The sequence below is a fragment of the Lactobacillus sp. B4015 genome (assembly GCF_026536055.1).
In the GTDB taxonomy this organism is placed as follows: Bacteria; Bacillota; Bacilli; order Lactobacillales; family Lactobacillaceae; genus Lactobacillus; species Lactobacillus panisapium.
This window is the reverse complement of sequence record NZ_JAFNOY010000004.1, coordinates 1-19,057: the sequence shown is the minus strand read 5'-3', so window position 1 is coordinate 19,057 and position 19,057 is coordinate 1. Positions and strand designations below refer to the sequence as shown.

The 19,057-nt window shown below is 38.4% G+C and carries 16 protein-coding genes and 1 tRNA gene; 5 read left to right on the top strand and 12 right to left on the bottom strand.

Annotation, left to right across the window (positions count from 1 at the left end):
- Positions 1-11: 11 nt before the first annotated feature.
- The 11 genes from J3U71_RS04775 to J3U71_RS04725 all read right to left on the bottom strand — a co-directional run bounded on the left by J3U71_RS04775 (position 12) and on the right by J3U71_RS04725 (position 13,423).
- Entirely contained in the window at positions 12-1,151 is a 1,140-nt protein-coding gene (locus J3U71_RS04775) for a CamS family sex pheromone protein (protein WP_267392984.1), read from the bottom strand.
- 14 nt (positions 1,152-1,165) lie between these two features.
- Positions 1,166-3,178, bottom strand: a complete 2,013-nt coding sequence (gene ligA, locus J3U71_RS04770) for an NAD-dependent DNA ligase LigA (RefSeq protein ID WP_267392986.1) — start codon at positions 3,176-3,178, stop codon at positions 1,166-1,168.
- 47 nt (positions 3,179-3,225) lie between these two features.
- Complete coding sequence (pcrA, locus tag J3U71_RS04765) at positions 3,226-5,469, bottom strand: DNA helicase PcrA (RefSeq protein WP_267392988.1); 2,244 nt, start codon at positions 5,467-5,469, stop codon at positions 3,226-3,228.
- A gap of 80 nt (positions 5,470-5,549) precedes the next feature.
- On the bottom strand, positions 5,550-6,197 hold the full coding sequence (locus tag J3U71_RS04760) for a glycoside hydrolase family 73 protein (protein WP_103752014.1): 648 nt from the start codon (positions 6,195-6,197) through the stop codon (positions 5,550-5,552).
- Positions 6,198-6,358: 161 nt separating this feature from the next.
- A tRNA-Leu gene (locus tag J3U71_RS04755) sits at positions 6,359-6,445 on the bottom strand.
- Between the two features lie 599 nt (positions 6,446-7,044).
- Positions 7,045-8,796, bottom strand: coding sequence for an ABC transporter ATP-binding protein (locus J3U71_RS04750; RefSeq protein WP_267392990.1), 1,752 nt, complete (start codon positions 8,794-8,796; stop codon positions 7,045-7,047).
- Between the two features lie 75 nt (positions 8,797-8,871).
- Complete coding sequence (locus J3U71_RS04745; RefSeq protein ID WP_267392992.1) at positions 8,872-9,564, bottom strand: MarR family winged helix-turn-helix transcriptional regulator; 693 nt, start codon at positions 9,562-9,564, stop codon at positions 8,872-8,874.
- A 116-nt stretch (positions 9,565-9,680) separates the two neighbouring features.
- Positions 9,681-10,139: a SprT family protein gene (locus J3U71_RS04740; protein ID WP_267392994.1), complete on the bottom strand. Its 459-nt coding sequence runs from the start codon at positions 10,137-10,139 to the stop codon at positions 9,681-9,683.
- Positions 10,139-10,837, bottom strand: coding sequence for a glycosyltransferase family 32 protein (locus J3U71_RS04735; protein WP_267392996.1), 699 nt, complete (start codon positions 10,835-10,837; stop codon positions 10,139-10,141). The genes J3U71_RS04740 and J3U71_RS04735 overlap by 1 nt, the downstream gene beginning before the upstream one ends.
- A gap of 2 nt (positions 10,838-10,839) precedes the next feature.
- Positions 10,840-12,270, bottom strand: a complete 1,431-nt coding sequence (locus J3U71_RS04730) for an oligosaccharide flippase family protein (RefSeq protein ID WP_103752007.1) — start codon at positions 12,268-12,270, stop codon at positions 10,840-10,842.
- A 10-nt stretch (positions 12,271-12,280) separates the two neighbouring features.
- Complete coding sequence (locus tag J3U71_RS04725; protein ID WP_267393002.1) at positions 12,281-13,423, bottom strand: CDP-glycerol glycerophosphotransferase family protein; 1,143 nt, start codon at positions 13,421-13,423, stop codon at positions 12,281-12,283.
- Between the two features lie 239 nt (positions 13,424-13,662).
- On the opposite strand from J3U71_RS04725, the gene J3U71_RS04720 reads away from it, so the two are divergent.
- Complete coding sequence (locus J3U71_RS04720) at positions 13,663-14,322, top strand: CPBP family intramembrane glutamic endopeptidase (protein WP_267393004.1); 660 nt, start codon at positions 13,663-13,665, stop codon at positions 14,320-14,322.
- Between the two features lie 55 nt (positions 14,323-14,377).
- Here the strand turns inward: J3U71_RS04720 and J3U71_RS04715 are convergent, their stop codons facing one another.
- A complete protein-coding gene (locus tag J3U71_RS04715) occupies positions 14,378-15,226 on the bottom strand; it encodes an aldo/keto reductase (protein WP_267393025.1) in 849 nt (282 codons plus the stop codon).
- A 219-nt stretch (positions 15,227-15,445) separates the two neighbouring features.
- On the opposite strand from J3U71_RS04715, the gene J3U71_RS04710 reads away from it, so the two are divergent.
- The 4 genes from J3U71_RS04710 to J3U71_RS04695 all read left to right on the top strand — a co-directional run bounded on the left by J3U71_RS04710 (position 15,446) and on the right by J3U71_RS04695 (position 18,953).
- Positions 15,446-16,186 carry a CPBP family intramembrane glutamic endopeptidase gene (locus J3U71_RS04710; protein WP_267393006.1) on the top strand — a complete coding sequence of 247 codons (741 nt, stop codon included), beginning with the start codon at positions 15,446-15,448 and terminating at the stop codon, positions 16,184-16,186.
- 262 nt (positions 16,187-16,448) lie between these two features.
- On the top strand, positions 16,449-17,177 hold the full coding sequence (locus J3U71_RS04705) for an ABC transporter ATP-binding protein (RefSeq protein ID WP_267393008.1): 729 nt from the start codon (positions 16,449-16,451) through the stop codon (positions 17,175-17,177).
- Positions 17,174-18,313, top strand: coding sequence for an ABC transporter permease (locus tag J3U71_RS04700; RefSeq protein ID WP_267393010.1), 1,140 nt, complete (start codon positions 17,174-17,176; stop codon positions 18,311-18,313). Before J3U71_RS04705 ends, J3U71_RS04700 begins: the two co-directional genes overlap by 4 nt.
- 19 nt (positions 18,314-18,332) lie before the next feature.
- A complete protein-coding gene (locus J3U71_RS04695) occupies positions 18,333-18,953 on the top strand; it encodes a TetR/AcrR family transcriptional regulator (protein WP_267393012.1) in 621 nt (206 codons plus the stop codon).
- Positions 18,954-19,057: the final 104 nt, after the last annotated feature.

The following is a 19,057-nucleotide window of genomic DNA, read 5'->3' as shown; positions in this document are numbered from 1 at the left end:
CATATACCTCCTTATTCACCGCCATAAATATGGACTTGATAACTACTATCTCCTGTTTCCTTAGCAACCAACGCTTGAATATCGTTTACCGAACCAATTTTTATTTCAATCGGCACATCACTAGCCAAATATTTCTTCGCAGTTGACAAAACAAGCCTAGTAAAGCTTTGAATTTGCTCATAGCCGTAAAACTGTGTTGTAATCGAGATATTTTCTTGTGCTAGTTTGCCATTTTCATAGCGCAGCGTAGCAGTAACGCCACTAATATTAGGGAAATAATTTTGAATTGATTCCTTAAAACTGTTGAAGCTTGAAGCGTTACTACTGTTGATTGCTTTTTTATTACCAATAGTTGGCAATACCTCTGTTTGGGTGTTAATAGTTTTCCATTTAGTTATTTTACTACTATTAGCAGCCGCTGTCCCGCTCAAAAAGTAAGTTCCGCTAACTAACGAATCTTTACTTTCTTTAGCAAAAAGGCCAACCGTAATCGGAATATTCTTTAACGCTTTTTTCTTCCGTAATCGCGCCACTATTTGTTCAGCAGTCTGCTGACCATATTTTTTTTGGGCTAAACGCGGAATTGTCATTTGATATTCTGGCCCACCCTTTTTCTTTTGATAATAATCAATCGAATTAATGGCTAAGCCAATACTCATCCCGCCTATGCGATAATTTGACCCCGAGCCAGTTAAAAAGTCCTGCTCCATGATTTCTTCCAAATAATACGGATTGTACTTCTTCTTCGTTCCTAATTCGGGATTAAGTCCTAAAGGATTAGATTTTGATTTTCGACCTAACCAGTCATTGGCAACCGTTGATGTAATGTATTGCCCTTCTTGAAAAACAAATGAGTTAGTTGAAAATGCCTCTTTAGAAATTTGAATAAGCCCACGTTCAAGTTCACGCGTGTCAACCGAATTATCATTATCGGTTGCTGTTAAACCAGCGATTGGACTAGTAACATAGTGACCATTTTTTAATAAAACCGTATAACCGTTATTACCGGTTTCTGTAGTCTGATAAGTTTTAGTACTTGAACTAGATGACGTTTTAGCATTATTAGCCAGATTGGAATTTTTTAAATTACCACAAGCTGTTAAACTAACTGCTGCTCCTAAAATTGCGATTATCTGCAGATATTTTTTCACTTTACTTGTTTCCTTTATTTAACCTGAGCAATTGCTTCTTCCTCAGTCAATAACGGCACACCAAGCTTTTGCGCCTTAGTGTATTTTGAACCAGCATCTTTACCATAAATGACATAGTCAGTTTTACCAGAAACAGACCCGGTTACCTTAGCGCCCAGTGCTTGCAACTTTTTGGTAAATTCACTACGAGTAAAGTGGGAAAGCGTTCCGGTTAAAACTACCGTCTTATTTTTGAAATAATTATCAGGAATTTCTTCTACTTGTTCCTCGGTTTCACCCAAGTAATCCATGTTAAGACCACTAGCCTGCAGTTTTTTGACTAGTTCGACCACTTCATCTTGCGCAAAATAAGTCGTCAATGCTTCTGCAATTGTCATGCCTATTGTATCGATTGCAGCTACTTCTTGCACGTCCGCTTCCATAATCTTTGTCATATTTTTAAACTTTTGGGAAATTAAACGCGCAGCTTTAGCACCAACATGATCAATTCCAAGACCGGTTAACAGTAATTCAACCGAATTTTTCTTCGAATTGTTGATTGCAGTCAATAAATTATTAATTGACTTATCCTTAAAATGATCAAGCTTAGCTAAATCGCTGGCTTGTATATGGTATAAGTCAGCTACGTTGTGAACTAAATCGTTTGCAATTAATTGTCGAACAATTTTCGGTCCTAAACCATCAATATTCATTGCTGGCCGCGAAGCAAAGTGGGTAATGCCCTCTTCAATCTGAGCAGGACATGAAGGATTAACACACCGCAATGCAACTTCATCTTTTAAGTGAATTAATTTTTCACCACATGAAGGACATTCTGTTGGAATCGGATAAGGTTCACTATCCTTAGGGCGTTTGGACATGACCACTTCTGAAATTTCTGGAATAATATCGCCAGCTTTATGCAGCATCACGGTATCACCAATCCGGACATCTTTTTGCTTGAGCAAATCGGCGTTATGCAAAACAGCGTGAGAAACGGTTGTCCCAGCCAGCTGTACCGGATCCATGATTGCGGTTGGCGTTACAACACCGGTACGGCCAACCGTCCATTTAATCTCGTGAACAACTGTTGCTTGCTCTTCTGGTGGAAACTTATAGGCAATTTCCCACCGCGGAATTTTAACCGTATTGCCCAGTTCGTTTTGCAAATTCAAGTCATCGACCTTAAGTACAATACCATCAATGCCGTATTGCAGTGAATCACGTTTAGCGGTGTATTCATCAATAAACGCAAAGATTTCATCCATCTTAGCCAGTCGTTTACCTGTTTGATTAGTGTGGAAACCTAAACTCGTCATCTTCTCAATTGCTTGATGCTGACTCTTGATTTCCTCAGGAGGATTAACCCAAGTATAAATAAAAGTACTTAAATTACGGTGCTTGGTAATACTAGCATCTAGCTGGCGCAATGATCCGGCAGCAGCATTTCGCGGATTAGCAAAAACGGTCTCACCATTTTCATCACGTTCACTGTTTAACTTGGCAAAAGCTTCCTTACCCATATAACACTCGCCACGTACCTCCATGGTCAATTTTTCCGGCAAGGTTTGTGGAATATCTGAAATAAAGCGGGCATTCGGCGTTACGTCTTCACCGACTAAACCATTTCCACGCGTTGACGCCCGTGTAAGCTTGCCACCCGTATATTCCAAATTAATTGATAAGCCGTCAATTTTTAGTTCGACGTTATAGGCAACTTCATGACCGATTTGCTTTTGCACCCGCTCATCAAAGGCACGCAGCTCCTCTTTGGAAAATACATCCCCCATTGAAAGCATTGGCACCTGGTGGGTAACCTTCGTTAATTCACTGTCAAGTTGACCACCAACACGTTGCGTAATTGAATCTTGCGTAACCAGTTGTGGAAATTGTTGTTCCAATTCAACTAACCGCTGATAGTTTTGGTCATAAACATTATCTTCAACTTCTGGCGCATCTTTTGAATAGTATGCATCAGCCCACTGATCGAGCTTATCTCTAAGCGAAGCGACTTCTTTTCTGGCTTCATCAAGAGTTAAATCTGCCATTTTGTTCCTCCTGATTAAAAAATATTATTTTGATCTTACCGATTTCATTATACCTTTTTAATTGGGGCAAATGCTGCTAGAAGGCGCTTGATTCCAATATTTGGAAATGCAATATCAAGCTCCATGTCTTCACCAGTACCATTAACCTTGGCAACGACTCCGCGTCCCCAAGCCTTATGTTCAACTTGATCGCCAACATTCCAACCTTTTTTCTCAGCCCCCACAGCACCTGCAGGCTTAACCTTTGGGGTATAAACTTGCGCACGGGCACGCTCATCAACATTTGCAAACGGAGCCGTTTGAACTTGAAAATTGCTATCAGTCATACTTGGAGCAGCCGCATTTTCAGTTTCTAAATCAGCTAGGTCGATTTCGTCTAAAAATCTTGATGGTGGATTATTCTGCATTCTGCCATACATCATTCTAGAGTAGGCATTAGTTAGATATAATTTCCGCTTAGCACGGGTAATGCCGACATAAGCCAGTCTACGTTCTTCTTCTAGCTGATCATCTTCTAAAAGTGCACGTGAAAGTGGGAACAGTCCATCTTCCATTCCTACCAAGAATACAACAGGAAATTCCAGTCCCTTAGCCGCATGAAGTGTCATTAATGCCACTTGATCATCATTGTTAGCCAGGTCATCCTGATCACTTAACAGCGAAACTTCAGCCAAAAAATCACTCAGTGCGTTTGACTCATCATCTTCCGGCTCATATTGATCATCAAAACGCTTAGTTACAGAAAGAAATTCATCCAAGTTTTCAAGTCTTGTTTCGGCTTCAATCGTTTTTTCAGCCTTTAGCGCATCGGTATAACCAAAATCCTGCAAAATCTTTTCCGTTAAGCCGGTCACACTGTGATCTTTAGCATACTCAATGGCATCACGCAGTTTTGCACCAAAATCACTTAATTTATTGGCTGCTCTGGCGGTTAAACCAGTCATTGTCAAGTGGCTAAATGCATCAAGTAGTGACAAATTATTGTCACGAGCAAAAGTCGTAAACTTTTCCACACTGACATTGCCGATGCCCCTTTTTGGCGTATTAATAATCCGGTTAAAACTCATCGAATCACTCGGATTAGCCACTAATTTAAGATATGCCATAATATCCATAATTTCTTTGCGATCGTAGAATTTATGGCCGCCGACAATTTGGTAAGGAACATTAGACTTAACAAAGGCTTCTTCGACTGTTCGCGATTGAGCATTTGTCCGGTACAAAACAGCAAAATCGTGGTAAGAGCGATTATGATCATTAACCTCTTCTTGAATCTTTGAAATGATGAAATGCGCCTCATCGTCACCACTTTGAGCACGGTAATAGGTAACCTTATCCCCGTCTCCTTGGTCTGTCCATAATTTCTTGGCTTTTCGGTTATGATTGTTCTCAATCACGGCATTAGCGGCTGAAAGAATATGACCAGTTGAGCGGTAATTTTGCTCTAGCTTAACTGTTTGGACACCAGCATCCTTGTAGTCATTTTCGAAGTTCATGATGTTTTCCATATTTGCTCCGCGCCAGCCATAAATGGACTGATCGGCATCACCGACAACGCAAATATTTTTATACTGGGCAGCTAATTCATGACAGAGTTCATACTGCGCCTGGTTAGTATCCTGATACTCATCCACAAGCAAATAGCGAAATTTATTTTGATAATAGTGTAAAACTGCCTGATCCGTTTTAAATAAAACTAAAGTCTGCATAATCAAATCATCAAAGTCCATAATCTGGTCATGCTTTAACCGCCTTTGGTATTCTCGATATACTTGTGCAGCAACCTTGTCAAATGGGATCGAGCTACTAGCGGCAAAGGCATCAGGAGTTAATAAATCATTTTTAGCATTAGAAATAGCGGATAATACGCGCCGTGGTTCATACACCTTAGGATTGAGATTCTGCTCTTTTTCAATGTGCTTAATTAGTGTTAATTGTTCAGATGAATCAGCAATTGAGAAATTACTGCCATAACCGATTTTGTCAGCATCACGCCGTAAAATCCGAACACAAAGAGCGTGAAAAGTTGACATCCAAATGTCATTTGCTTGCGGCCCAAGCAATTTTTGTTCCCGTTCGCGCATTTCAGTAGCAGCCTTATTAGTAAAAGTAATTGCCAAAATATTCCACGGCAGAACCTGCTTTTCTTCGACGAGATAGGCGATTCGCCTGGTTAAAACAGAGGTCTTGCCTGATCCCGCACCGGCAACAACCAATAATGGCCCCTCAGTAATCTGGACAGCTTTTTGCTGTTGCTCGTTTAATCCTGTTAAAATTGCTTCTTCGCTCATGCTAATTCCCTTCACAAACCAAATTTTGTAACTATATTATTGTACCAAAAAAGAAGGCATCTTTTAGGATAGATTGCCTTTTATTTATCAAACCGATCAAGATGATATTGTTCAATTAGTTTAATCAATTTATCAGCATAATTCGGATCAGTGGCGTACCCATCTTGAACAAGTGCGTGAGCCTGCTTGCGGTAATCTTTGGCGGTTAAAACGTGTTTATATTGTTGCTTATTCCAAGTGGTTCCCTTTTGAAAAAGCCTAGCATGTGCCCTAATTGATGCCTCGTAAGAATCATAAATTTGAAAGCGCGCCTTGACCACAATCCATTTGCCCTTAACGTACTCTTTCGTAGTTAAAACTGCTGAAGTATTAGGATTAGTGCCTTTTACACCAAACAAATTATTATATTTTTGCGACAAACTGCTTTGACCGTAGTCACTTTCAAGACAAGCTTGCGCAATTGTAATACTCGGGAGAAGCTCAAACTCGCGGTCAACTTCTTTAGCAATCGGACCAATTTCCTTAATAAAAGCCTTATGCTGCCGAATAATTTTTTGTCTTGCCTCTTCACGTGCTAGCTGTTCCTGCCTGATTTGTTCTGACTGAATTGCTTGCCGGCGATAATATCTAAATGCCACAAATGCAATTATCAACACAAACAGAATAATAAACGTGCGAAGTATAATTACAAAATTAGACTGCTTTTTTCCCTTACGTCTTTTCGCCATGAAATTTACCCTTACTTTTTAATCATTATCTATAAGTATAAACTCTTCTTAGCTCAAGTCATGCAATGTAATTAATTTTTAAAATAAAAAAGCACCTTAAAGTTAGTGGTGCCTTAATTAAACTATACAAAAAATGGAGCCAAAGCTCCATTCTTATTTAATGCGGGTAAGAAGACTCGAACTTCCACGATCTAAAAGCGATCACAAGATCCTTAGTCTTGCGCGTCTGCCAATTCCGCCATGCCCGCAACACATACAATACTATAACCCAAAATTAATTCTAGTACAAGAGCTTTTTAAAAATAAATTGCTTTAGCTAGCTCTTTACGACAAAAAAGCAAAGATGCTGTCATAAAATGAAAATTTGCAATTAGTTATCTTATTTTATAATAATCTTAATGCCTTTTCCCAAATACAGAGATGGACTATGCCTGTTATGGTCGGAATTGGTGGCCGATCCGTAAATTCCACCCTTTCAGTAACTGATTGAAAAATAAAATTTATTACAGCTGACCTGTTAACTTCATCTGTCTTTTAGTGCCCTAAGCAAAATCCCTATCCAAAGTAACCCTTCCTATATCTTCTTTCCGTACAAACCAATTGTCGATATTAACTAATATTGCCAATACCTGCTGTAATTAAATTCGTTTCTTGTTCGTAATTAAATTTCATTGTCTTTTTCTTTATAATAAGCTTATATAATAGCTACACTTATTACTTTTTCTATTAAGCTAGATCTACTCTTTAGTAAAAAATCATCCAATTTTGACCAATAGATCAATAATGGATGATTATAAACTGTACTGTTAAATTTTTAAATCAAAACTGCCACTATCTGCTAATAATGTTAGTCTACCATCTGTTCATTAACATAACGTGCATACAGCGGATGGGTTTTCATTAATTCGTGATGTGTACCGTGACCAGTTACTTGACCATGCTCAATAAAGTAAATTTGGTCAGCGTTAACAATCGTGGCGAGTCGGTGAGCAATGACCAAAGTGGTTCGGTTCACCATTAACTTATCTAATGCTTGTTGTACTTTGCTTTCAGATTCAGAATCTAAACTAGCCGTCGCTTCATCAAGCATCAAAATTTTAGGATCGCGTAAAAAGGCACGTGCAATTGCCAGGCGCTGCTTTTGTCCGCCAGAAAGCTTAATTCCGCGTTCACCAATCTCAGTGTCCATTTGTTTAGGAAAATCTTTGACAAATTTGTCCGCATAAGCAAGCGCCAATCCGCGCCACAGTTCAGTATCAGATAAACTGCCAGTCAAGCCGTAAGTCAGATTGTCACGAATCGTACCAGAAAAAATGGCACTATTTTGCGAAACATAGCCGATCTGCGAGCGCCAATTTTCCAAATCAATCTCAGCAATATTTTGCTCATCGATCATAATTTTGCCGCTATCAGGTTGGTAAAAACGTTCAATTAGGGCAAAAATGGTTGATTTCCCGCCACCACTTGGGCCAGCAAAGGCGATTACCGAATTAGGTTTGGAGGTGAATGAAACCGATTCCAAAACTGGCTCCCCTGGTTCATAACTGAAACTTAAATTTTCAGCCGTTAACGTCTTATTAGCTAAATCCGTCTTCGGACTAGTTTTGTCCTTCTCTGGTTTGATTGCTAAAATCGCTTGAATCCGTTCAGTCGATCCCAGCGCTTTTTGAATTTGAGAAAAGAAAGTTGCAAAATTGGCCACTGGAGCAATTACATTAAATAAATAAAGTAGAAAAGCAACTAGGGAACCACTAGATAAACTGCCTTGGCCAACACGAATTAAGCCAAAAGCTAAGATGCCGGCAAAGGCGGCCATCATTAAAGTAGTCATGATTGGTTGCAAAATAGCTTCCACGCGGGCATCCACTACACCAATCTTAAATATTTTTTGAATCATTCGCTGCCCGTGCTTTTGTTCAAACTTTTCACCATTGCTGGCCTTAATTAGCCGCACTTCAGACAGCTTTTCACTAACGTCACCGTTAAATTCTGCTGTGGCGCTCTGCAATTTTCGTCCCAGTCTGGCCATGATTCGACCAACAGGTAATAAGACGAGTACCACAATTGGGACAATCGTGAACATTAATAAAGCCATCTGCCAATCCATCACAAACAGGATAATCAGCGAAAAGAAGAGTTGGATCGCCCCAGTAATAAAGTTGGGAAATTGCGAAGCAATTAAGTCTTTAATGACTCCCGTATCATTAACCAGCCGCGAACTGCTTTCACCGGCTTTATTTTCGTCAAAATAAGAAATTGGCAATGATAATAAGTGGTTCCATAACTTCTCTCTCAAACTCTTAACCACACTTTCACCGAAGTAGCGTAAAATGTAGCCGCCCAGAGTTCCTAACACCAGTTGAACAACGAAAATAACAATAATAATTACCATACTATGATAGTTAAACTTGTCCCATTTACTTGTATCAACTAGATCACGAGTTAATAGTGGTAAAACTAGATTAGCCGCGCTAGTAACTAGACTAAAAGTTAAGCCCATAACAAACAAAGATTTCTTTAAGTCCAATTGATTTAATAAATGAAAGAAATCGCTTAGCTTAATTTGCTTAGTCTTACCTTTACGTGACTTGAACGCCATTAAAATACCGGCTTTCTAAATTTGTCTAAACAAAAAGTTTTTCATTAACTGAAAAACTTTTTTACTTTATTCTAATTATATTTCTTCATCTTCATTATGCCAAAATTTTCGCCAAAAGTCGCGGTCATACTCCCATTTTTTATCAAAATCACAATATTTATGCTTAAAATCTGGTCGTTTGAAATCGCGGCAGTATTCATCATGGTAATGGTTCCGATTATGCATCCGGTGACACATTTGGCGCATTTCTTCTTTAGAAAAGTCGTGGCTTTCAGCATACTTGTGCCATTTTGAGTATGCCTGCATCCGAAAAGCGGGATCAACAAACTTTTGTGCTTCGTGTTTAAAGTCATCATTCCAGCCGTCAGCGATCTTCTCCAAGTAATGACTAAAATTGGTCTGTTCATCTTCACTTAATCCGGCAAAAAAGGCAGTGGTGTCTTGCTTCTTTTTCAGTGCGTCTAGCTTATTAGCCTCTTTTCGACCTTCTTCAGTCAAGTAGACCCGTTTTACTCGTTTATCTTTTTCATCAGTTTCACGTCTAATGATCCCCTTAGCTTCCATCTTTTTTAACAATTCTGCTAGTGAACCAGGCTTTAAGGCTAAAATTTCTGCTAAATAGTTTTGTGTTAGACCATCTTCAAGCTTAAGTACCGCCAAAACCCGTTTTTGACCCGAAATCGGCAGTTTATTTTCAAACATGAAATAACGGCTTGCACGCATAATGAAATGTAATTGCTTCATTAAATTATCACTTGTTTGACTCATGATTAAATCTCCTTAATATTTATTTTCTGATTTTAGTTAGGCACCTAATATTTATACTTAAATTATAATTTGGTACCTAATCAATTGTCAAACAAAATTGATTAATTTTTATGTTATTAGCGCGTCGTCCCATCAAGTCGCAGCTTTCCACCACACTTGCCGCAAGCATACCGGCGAGCGTTAATCCGGCTCACGCGGTGGTAGGTTTGACCGCATCTTTGACAGCGGTAAATGTAGTTAACTCTGCGGCTGCGTTTTAACCCGATATCAGGGGCATAACGACTGCCGCCCACCTTTGCTAATAATACTTTAAAGTCAGCATCACGGTGCCGATAACCTTTGCTAGCAAGATGCAAATGATAATGCACCAATTCGTGTTTTATGATGCCAATTAAGGCGTCTCGGTACTGCGGTGCTAAAAAATGAGCGTTAATTTCGAGGTGATGATCGGCTAAGTGGTAGCGTCCCCCTGTTGTTGTCATACGGGAATTAATTTTGACATCATGACAAAAAGGCTTACCAAAATACTTCAGCGAAATCTCTTCCACCAGCTTTTGCAGTTCTTCTTGCGTCATTAGCGAAAAATCTTAGCGTAAAGTGCAGCTTCTTTTTGGGTCTTAATGCGCACCTTTAGAGCAGTTACTAATTTGCGTTTTAGTGGTTTAGCGCCTTCCATCCAAGTGCCGGTAAAAACGTGAATGGTTTTTGACTTTGGCGATGGATTGCATAAAATACCGTCGGGATAAACATGAATTCCACTACTCAACACTTGCTCCTTATTATTCGGCTGCGCTTGATACTTGGTTTTTAAAATATCGGAAACTGAGACCGTATTAACTCCCGCCAATTGATCATTATGATCAAATGAAAAGTTACGGTCATCATAATAGGCCAGCATATCCTTCAGCAGTGGATGATGCTTCTCAGCACCAAAAACGGCGGTAAACGGGTTAGCCGGATTTTCAAAACCAACAAAGGCACGATTATTAAGAAGGGATTCAAGGTTATCTAACACCAAGACATCCGTATCCAAATAGATTCCGCCTATTTCGTACACAGCTTTGGCACGAATGTAATCCGAAACAAACGCCCATTTTTTAGCCTTATAGGCCTGTTCAACGTACTTATTTTCATGAATATCAAAATTATCTTCGTTCCATTCGATAATCTGGTAGTCCTGCAAGTGCTTTTGCCATGTTTTCATGCACCGCTTAATATTTTTAGGTTTAGGATTACCCCCGACCCAAACATAATGAATAATTTTAGGAATCATTTCTATCCTCGTGTAAAAAATCGTTTTAGTAACATAATAATATCTTGGTTAAAATCAAGTTTCATCAAAAACATTAATCCTACATATAGAAGGAACATAATTATTGACTTTATTACCATATTGAAAAAGGCTGATGAAACTATTGGTGGCAAAATCATCCCCACTGCCAGGACAATAACGGAAATAAGCAGGTACTTGGGAATTTCTTTAAAGGAATACTTAAAGTCATAGCCGTCACGCACAATCCACAAGCGCAAAAGCAAAACAATAAATTCGGTTATTAAGATTGCTACCATCGCCCCGGTTGCACCATAAAGGCGGTCAAGAAAGTAACTCAAGATCACTTCAAGAAAGGCACCAATAATTACTGGTAATGCATAATCACGGTCGCGGTGATTGGCTAAGGCAAATTGGTTGGCAAAAACGCCACCGGTTGGAATCATGACAATTGTTAGTGCAAAAAAGAACATCAATGGTGTCATTGGAATAAATTTATGACCAAAGAAAAACGGGACAAATTCTTTCGTATTTGCCATGATAATCACGGCAAACATCGTTCCCAGCATCACCGTTGCTTCAAGTGATTTTTTTAAAATAACTCGTTGTTCCTTTTTACCCTCACCAGCCATTTTGGGCATAATTACAAGTGAAATACTAGTCACAATTCCCAGCACCATATTCGAAATTCGCTGTGAATTATCGTAATAGGCCACCTGAGTGGAATTTTGAAAAAGCCCTAAAATTGGCTTATCAAGCGACGTATAGATTTGGGTCGCAATTTGGGGAATAAGCAGTGTGATGATTGCTTTAATTGTTGTTTGGTACTTATAAAAGTGCTTAACTGGTCCACCGACATAGCGGTGAATATCAAACCAAAAAACAAATGAACCTAGCATTGTGGAAACTGACATGATTAACATGTATTTCCATAAATCCCCTGGCTGTTTAACCCATAATAAAATTAGCACAACTGAAACAAGCTTTACTGCCGTATTTTTTAAAACCACTCGGCCAAAGGCTGCCAACCCTTGGAAAAACCAGGAAATATCAACTTGTGCCGAGATTAAGTATGGCACCATCAATAATAGATAATTGCCGTATTTAAGATGACAAAAACTGGTGACAGCAACCACCAAAATAATCGTAACCAGACCAGCTAACGCTTGAAAATACCATAATCCCCAAAAAGCATCCGTTAATTCTTGCTGATTACCGAAAGCACGCGTTTGCGAAATGGTTCTCATCCCAATGTAAGAAACTGACAAAGTACAAAAAATCATCAGGAATTGCACAATATTGTTGACATTACTATAGATACCGTAAGTTTTTGGTCCCAAGATGCGGGACAGATACGGTACCGTAATTAACGGTACCAAAACGAGAAAAATTTGATAAACCGCATTATATAAAATATTTAAAAATGTTTTCTTCACAATTTTTCCTCTAATACTGATTTGCCATTAAGGTATAAATCGCCGCACACGCTGATTCATGTTGCAATTGATTAGTTAGGTGCAGCCAATATTGCCGTTTCTGTTGTTTTCGGTCAGGTGCACTAAGCCCAGCAAGCAATTCTGCTTGTGTTTTAACGCAAATACCAGGAACTACTTCTTCATAAGGACCAAGCAAAAGCCCCCGTTTTTGCTCATACTGCCTTAGGTAATTAGTTACAAAAATAATTGGCTTGTCTAAAGTTAAGTAATCAAAATAAATTGATGAATAGTCAGTAATAAGCATATCGGTATTACCCAAGAGCTCATATAAATCATAATCATGTGCAAATAAATAGTCATTATTAAGGTAAGCAATATTAGAATAGTGACTGGTCTGCGTTCCTAAAAGCTGCATTTCGTATGGGTGCAGTTTAACAATTAAGTACTGGTGTTTTGCTTTTAAAGCCTCATTTAACGATTCAGCATCAAAATCCGGCAAGGCAAAAAAGTTGCCGGCCTTAATCTGGGCCATGATTTGTTCGTCTTCCATTTCATAGCGAAATGTCGGCATATAGATCGCAATTTGAGCTTGCTCATCTTGAACCTTAAATAAAGCGGTCAATAGCTGCGCCTTTGACAATGCAGGATGCTTTAATGCATCCAAGCGCGGAAAGCCCACTTTTTGGTATTTGGTAGTCTCAATGGCGCAGCAAGCACTCATAAGTGTTTCATACAAATCTGAGCTCGAACACACTACATCCGCATTTTTTTGCCAAAGTTTAGCATTGCGCATGTCGGTTTTGCGCTTAGTATTATTAGCCATAATTCCCATTCGCTTAAGTGGAATGCCATGCCAAAATTGAATGTTAACCTGCTTAGCGTGAATTTTAAATGGTTGATGCGTGGTTAAAATAAACTTGGCAGCTCCAATTTCGCGCCAAGTCGCTAGCGGCAAGTGTGACGAGGGCCACGGCTCAACCATAGTGATTTCATATTCAGGATGATTTTTCCTCATATATTTAGCAAAAAGATAACCGTTTGATCCCGATCTGCCGGCCCCATTTAAAACTACTATTTTGTTTTCCCTAATTTTCGTAAATCGTGCACCAATCTTCATCAGGCACATGTAAATTCGAAATAACCAATTTTTCATTCTTTAACTTCCCATTTCTTACTTAGTATAAGGGTACAGAAAAAGCTTGAGCAAACTCAAGCTTTTTTGCTTTATTTTTTAGTTTTTTAACTATTTACACCGCTTTTGCCAGTAGACAGCGCTTGCGCAATTGCATTCTAAAGTTGTTGATAATTGCCAGCTTGCACAGAAATTGGCTTCTTGCTAGACTAAATTTAGTTCATTTATGATTAAAATTGTAGAATACTTGAGGAAAAATAATGGCAAATAAGCAAACTGTTTCTAACAAACTTCTGATCACTTACCTATTTATTTTTTATTTATGGTGGGCGGTAGAAGAAATATGCAACTGGCAATATTCTAGTATCCCGCTTTTGCAAGAATCAATCAGTGCTTTAGTAAAATTTGCCACTTGGAGTATACCGGCCTATTTCTTAATCAAAAAATATTCTGATCGGCTGGCAATTGGGTATTCCACTATGTTTAAAAATCATTTTCGCTTCTGGCCATACCTAGGATTATTTATCCTTATGCTTATTTACCTGTTTGCTACCGTTTATTTTACTAGTGGAACAATCCGGATAAATCCTAGTTGGCACCCAACAGATTTAATTGGCAGCTTTTTAATTGTTGGCATTACTGAAGAACTAGTTTTTCGTGGCTGGATTTTAAATACACTATTACCCAAATTTAAAACATGGGTTGCTCTGTTAATCGATAGTATTTTATTTTTGGTTATTCATTTTCCAATCTGGTATCGAACCGGAACTTTTTTAAGCAACTTCGCTTCTGGAGCTGAATTTACGGTAATCATTCTGGGAATTTTGTTTGGTCTACTATTTATCAAAAGCAAAAATATTTTTGTGCCCATCATCTTTCATATGTTCTGGGATTTAATCTTAACCGTTTTCTTGCTTTAATCACTTAATTCCCACTCTTAAAATTAATCACATCAAATCAGTTATGAACCATTAGTTAATAAATTGCTAATGGTTCTTTTTTAGTTGGTTTCGGGTATGCTTTTGCCAAAATTGCTAAGTCATCGGGAGTCAGGTCGATTTCTAATGCCTTTAAATTCGAGAGTAAATGCTTGGATCTGCTGCTTTTTGGAATAGCAAGAACATCAGGTTGTTGCATTACCCAAGCTAGTAGAATTTGAAAAGGAGTAGCACCATGATTTTGAGCAACGGCCATCACAGCTGGATCTTGGGTCATCGTACTGCCCATTTTTGGTCCTCTTCCCAGTGGACTATAGGCAATTAAAGGAAGATGATGCTTTCTTTGCCAAGGCAAGAGACTGTATTCAATTCCACGTGTCTCTAGGTTATATAGATCCTCATTGGCAGCCACATTTTTTCCACTAGGCAATTGCCATAATTCTTCCATATCAGCGATATCAAAATTGGAAACGCCCCAAGCCCGAAAATAGCCTTTTTCTTGCAAGCTTTGGAGTGTAGCAACCGTTTCTTCAAGTGGAACCATTCCTCGCCAATGATATAAATATAAGTCAAGGTAATCTGTTTGCAGACGCTTTAAACTATTCTCAACACTTTGTTGCATTTTAGCAGCAGAGGCATTTTGAGGTAAAACTTTAGAAATTAAAAATAAATCTGATCTTTGATATGGCTTGATAGCCTGTCCAACTAAACTTTCCGAGCGGCCATTGCCATACATTTCTGCCGTGTCAATCACGCGTAAACCAGCATCAAGACCAGCTTGAATTGCCTTAATCTCTTCTTTTTCTACCGCAGCCGAATTACCCATTTCCCATGTACCAATACCTAAGGCCGGCAATTTTTGCTGATTAATCGTCACTGTTTTCATCATTAAGTTCCTTTCTATTAGAATATATTTTCAATATTATCTGGCTAACTTAAGCATACTATATCATTAGCTAAAAGGGCAATTTAGCACAACAGCAGTTTATAATCTTGCCAATAATATGATAAAAACTGTAATAGCAAAATCATTGCCCCAGTGAGCCCCAAAATTGTTATTTGGTTGGCACCACTCTACAATAAACAATATAGGAGGGCTACTTTAATGGAAGAATCATTTACAAATTCATTTAAATTATCAGGTAAACAATGGTTAATTATTATCTTTTCCAACTTGTTTGCATATTGTTGTTTAATCATGCCCGGGATTCAAATACCAGACTTTTTAGCCTTTGATGAAAACCACCCTAGTATCGTGGCAGCTATTTTCCAACTAATTGTCGTTACTGTTTTTCTTGCTATCCAAATTATTGGTGCTCAAATCGCTACCAACAACAGGTGGCGGCAACTATTTCATTTTCCTCACGCTAAAGAATGGTTATTGATTGCTGCTTTCTTTATTGTTGCTTACGTAACTTCAGTAGTAACTGGAATAATCTCACAGAATATTTTTGGTTCCGTTTCAGGAAACGCTGCTGCCGGATTAACCCTAAAGTCTCCGCATGTTTGGACAATCTTCTTTTACCAGCGCTTTAGCAGTGCTATCCAAATTATGGGCGAAGAATTTTTAGCAATCATGCCCTTGCTAGCTCTTACGCAACTGGCAACTGGTCTGCATTTACCTGCCCCTATCTGGTGGGGTAACATTGGCTCAGCACTTGTATTTGCCCTACTTCATTTGTCTACATACGACTATAATCTGGGCTACGTCATTTTAGGGCTGGCTTTTACCCGCATCGTGTTAAACCTAGCCTTTATCAAAACGCACAATATGTGGGTTAGTTTTCTGGTTCACTTCTTATTCGATACGCTTGCCTTTTTAGTTCTGTTATTGGCAACTAAGTAGGGCATTCTTTTATTATTAAACATTAACGTGCAAAAATGCTTCTCCTGATTGATCAAGAGAAGCATTTATTTTGGCTTAATAAAGCAATTCATAGTATACGACAAGTAGTCAGTAAGGTTTAGTTAGTCATTTCCCTACTTATATTTTATTCAATCTTACTAAATAAAGAACAAAATTAACACTTTTAGTTGACAAGTGAGTAAGTACTCACTACAATACTATCTATCGGTGAGTGAACACTCACTTATTAAAGGAGGAAATTATGGCTTATCTTATTAATTTAACTCATTTACAAAAATCCTATGGTAAGCAAACCGTTTTACATGATATTAACCTCAATGTCATGCCGAAAGAAATCGTTGGTCTAATCGGCCCTTCTGGAGCGGGAAAGTCAACTACGATTAAGACCATGCTTGGGATGGAAAAAGTCGACAGTGGTGAAACGCTTGTGTTAGGTACACAAATGCCTAACCGCCAGATTTTAAGTCAAATTGGCTATATGGCACAATCTGATGCCCTGTACGAAACTCTAAGCGCTAAAGAAAACCTTCAATTTTTTGGCAAGATGAAAGGCGTGTCGGGGACTGAATTGGAACAAGAAATTGCCTATACAGCAGATGTGGTTGAATTAACCGCTGATTTAAATAAACGAGTAGCCAATTATTCTGGCGGTATGAAGCGGCGGTTATCACTCGCTATCGCCCTTTTAGGCCAACCAGAATTACTAGTGCTTGATGAACCGACGGTCGGAATTGACCCATCGTTGCGCCGCAAAATTTGGCACGAACTTAAGTTAATCCGTGACCAAGGTCGAAGCGTGCTAATTACGACGCACGTAATGGACGAAGCGGAGTTGACCGATCGCGTAGCCCTACTTTTAAATGGTAAAATCATTGCTTTTGCGGAACCAAAGAAATTAGAAGAACAGTATCAGGTTGACTCAATTGAAGACGTCTTCTTAAAGGCAGAAAGTGAGGAAGCAGCAGAATGAGAACTTTAGCAATTACCAAAAAGGTTCTAATAGAATTATTCCGTGACAAAAGATCATTGGCGTTAATGTTTCTTGCACCAATTTTAGTAATGTGGCTGATGAACGTAATGTTTTCAGCTAACTCTAAATCCGAAGCGACAATTGCCACGGTAGATGTTAACCAGTCAATCACACGGAAATTAAGAAAAATTGATGGCATTGATACGGTTAAGTACCAAGATCAAAAAGTTGCTGCTAAAGAACTGAAAAGTCATAAAGTTGATGCCGTTATCTACTATCATGACAACAAATATGACGTTACGCATGCAAATACGGATTCTGGCAAAACAGTTCTGACTAAACAGGCACTAAACGCTGCATTGACTAAGGATAGTTTTCAAATTTTGACTTCTAAACTTAAAAAGACTCAAAAAATGCAAGCGAAACTTATTAAAGCTAATCCCTTACTTGCCAAAACATTGCCTCGAGCACCTAAGAACAAAAAGACGAGTAATGTTAAAATTGTCAATCATTACCAATACGGCAATAAGGATACTGGCTTTTTTGCCAAAATGGTCCCAATTTTACTAGGCTTCTTCGTTTTCCTATTTGTTTTTCTCATTTCAGGAATGGCTTTATTAAAAGAGCGAACCAGTGGCACACTCGATCGCTTGCTGGCAACTCCAGTCAGACGAAGCGAGATTGTTTTTGGTTACATGTTTGGTTACGGCATAATTTCGATAGCTCAAGCTACCGTCATTGTTTTGGCAACAATTTGGCTTTTAAATATTGAAGTAGTTGGCAATATTTTTAATGTTATTTTAATCAGCTTTTTACTTGCCCTTGTGGCTTTGACTTTCGGTCTTTTACTATCCACTTTGGCAGAGTCTGAATTTCAAATGCAGCAACTGATTCCTATTGTCATCGTGCCGCAGGTTTTCTTTTCCGGATTAATTCCGTTAGATACAATGGCGTATTGGGTTCAATATATCGGCAAAGTTCTACCATTAACTTACACGGGCGATGCCCTAACCAAAATCATGCTCTATGGTAAAGGCTTAAGCAGCACAACTGGTGATATTTTGGCTTTACTCATTTTTCTGGTAATATTGATATACCTGAATGTAGTAGGTTTAAAGAGATATCGTAAAGTATAACTTACTTTGGAGATAAGATATGGTTAAAGTTTTGGCAAGTTATCAAGAAGAAATTGCAAACCAAGAGATTCCTTCTGGTAAAAAGAAAGTATTATTAGCGGGATTAAAATTATTTTCAAAAAAAGGCTTCCATGCGACTACAACGGCAGAAATAGCTCACGAAGCTGGCGTCAGCGAAGGTACGATTTACAAATACTTTAAATCTAAAGACGATTTACTGGCTAACTTATTGAGTCCCATGCTGACCGAAATTAAAGATAATTTTTTTGTACAACTGGATGATTATCATGATCTTAAAAAGTTAATTTCATTTTTAGTGGAGGATCGGATGCAATTCTGGCTAATTAATTTTGATTTTCTAAAGCTATTTATCCAAGAATTATTAATAAACAATCAGATTGTTGACCTGATTAAAACTAAAATTATGGGTAAGAATGGTGTTTTTGCTCATTTTGACGACCTGAAAGAGCGTTTTAACGAAATTAACCAAGAATTGACGTCTGCTCAACTCTTACGAATTTTTATTAGCCCCATTTTTACGTATGTCGTTCAAGTCAAAGTATTTGGTATTGTTCCTAGCGACCCAACTGCCGACTTAGCTTTAATCAAAAAACAAATTTATCTCGGATTAACTGCGTAACTTAAAAACCGCTGGCAAGTGAAGTTAACCCCCGGAATTGGACAAAGATTCCAATTCGGGGGTTTTCTTATGTCTAAATATATACTAAAAACAAAATTAGAAGC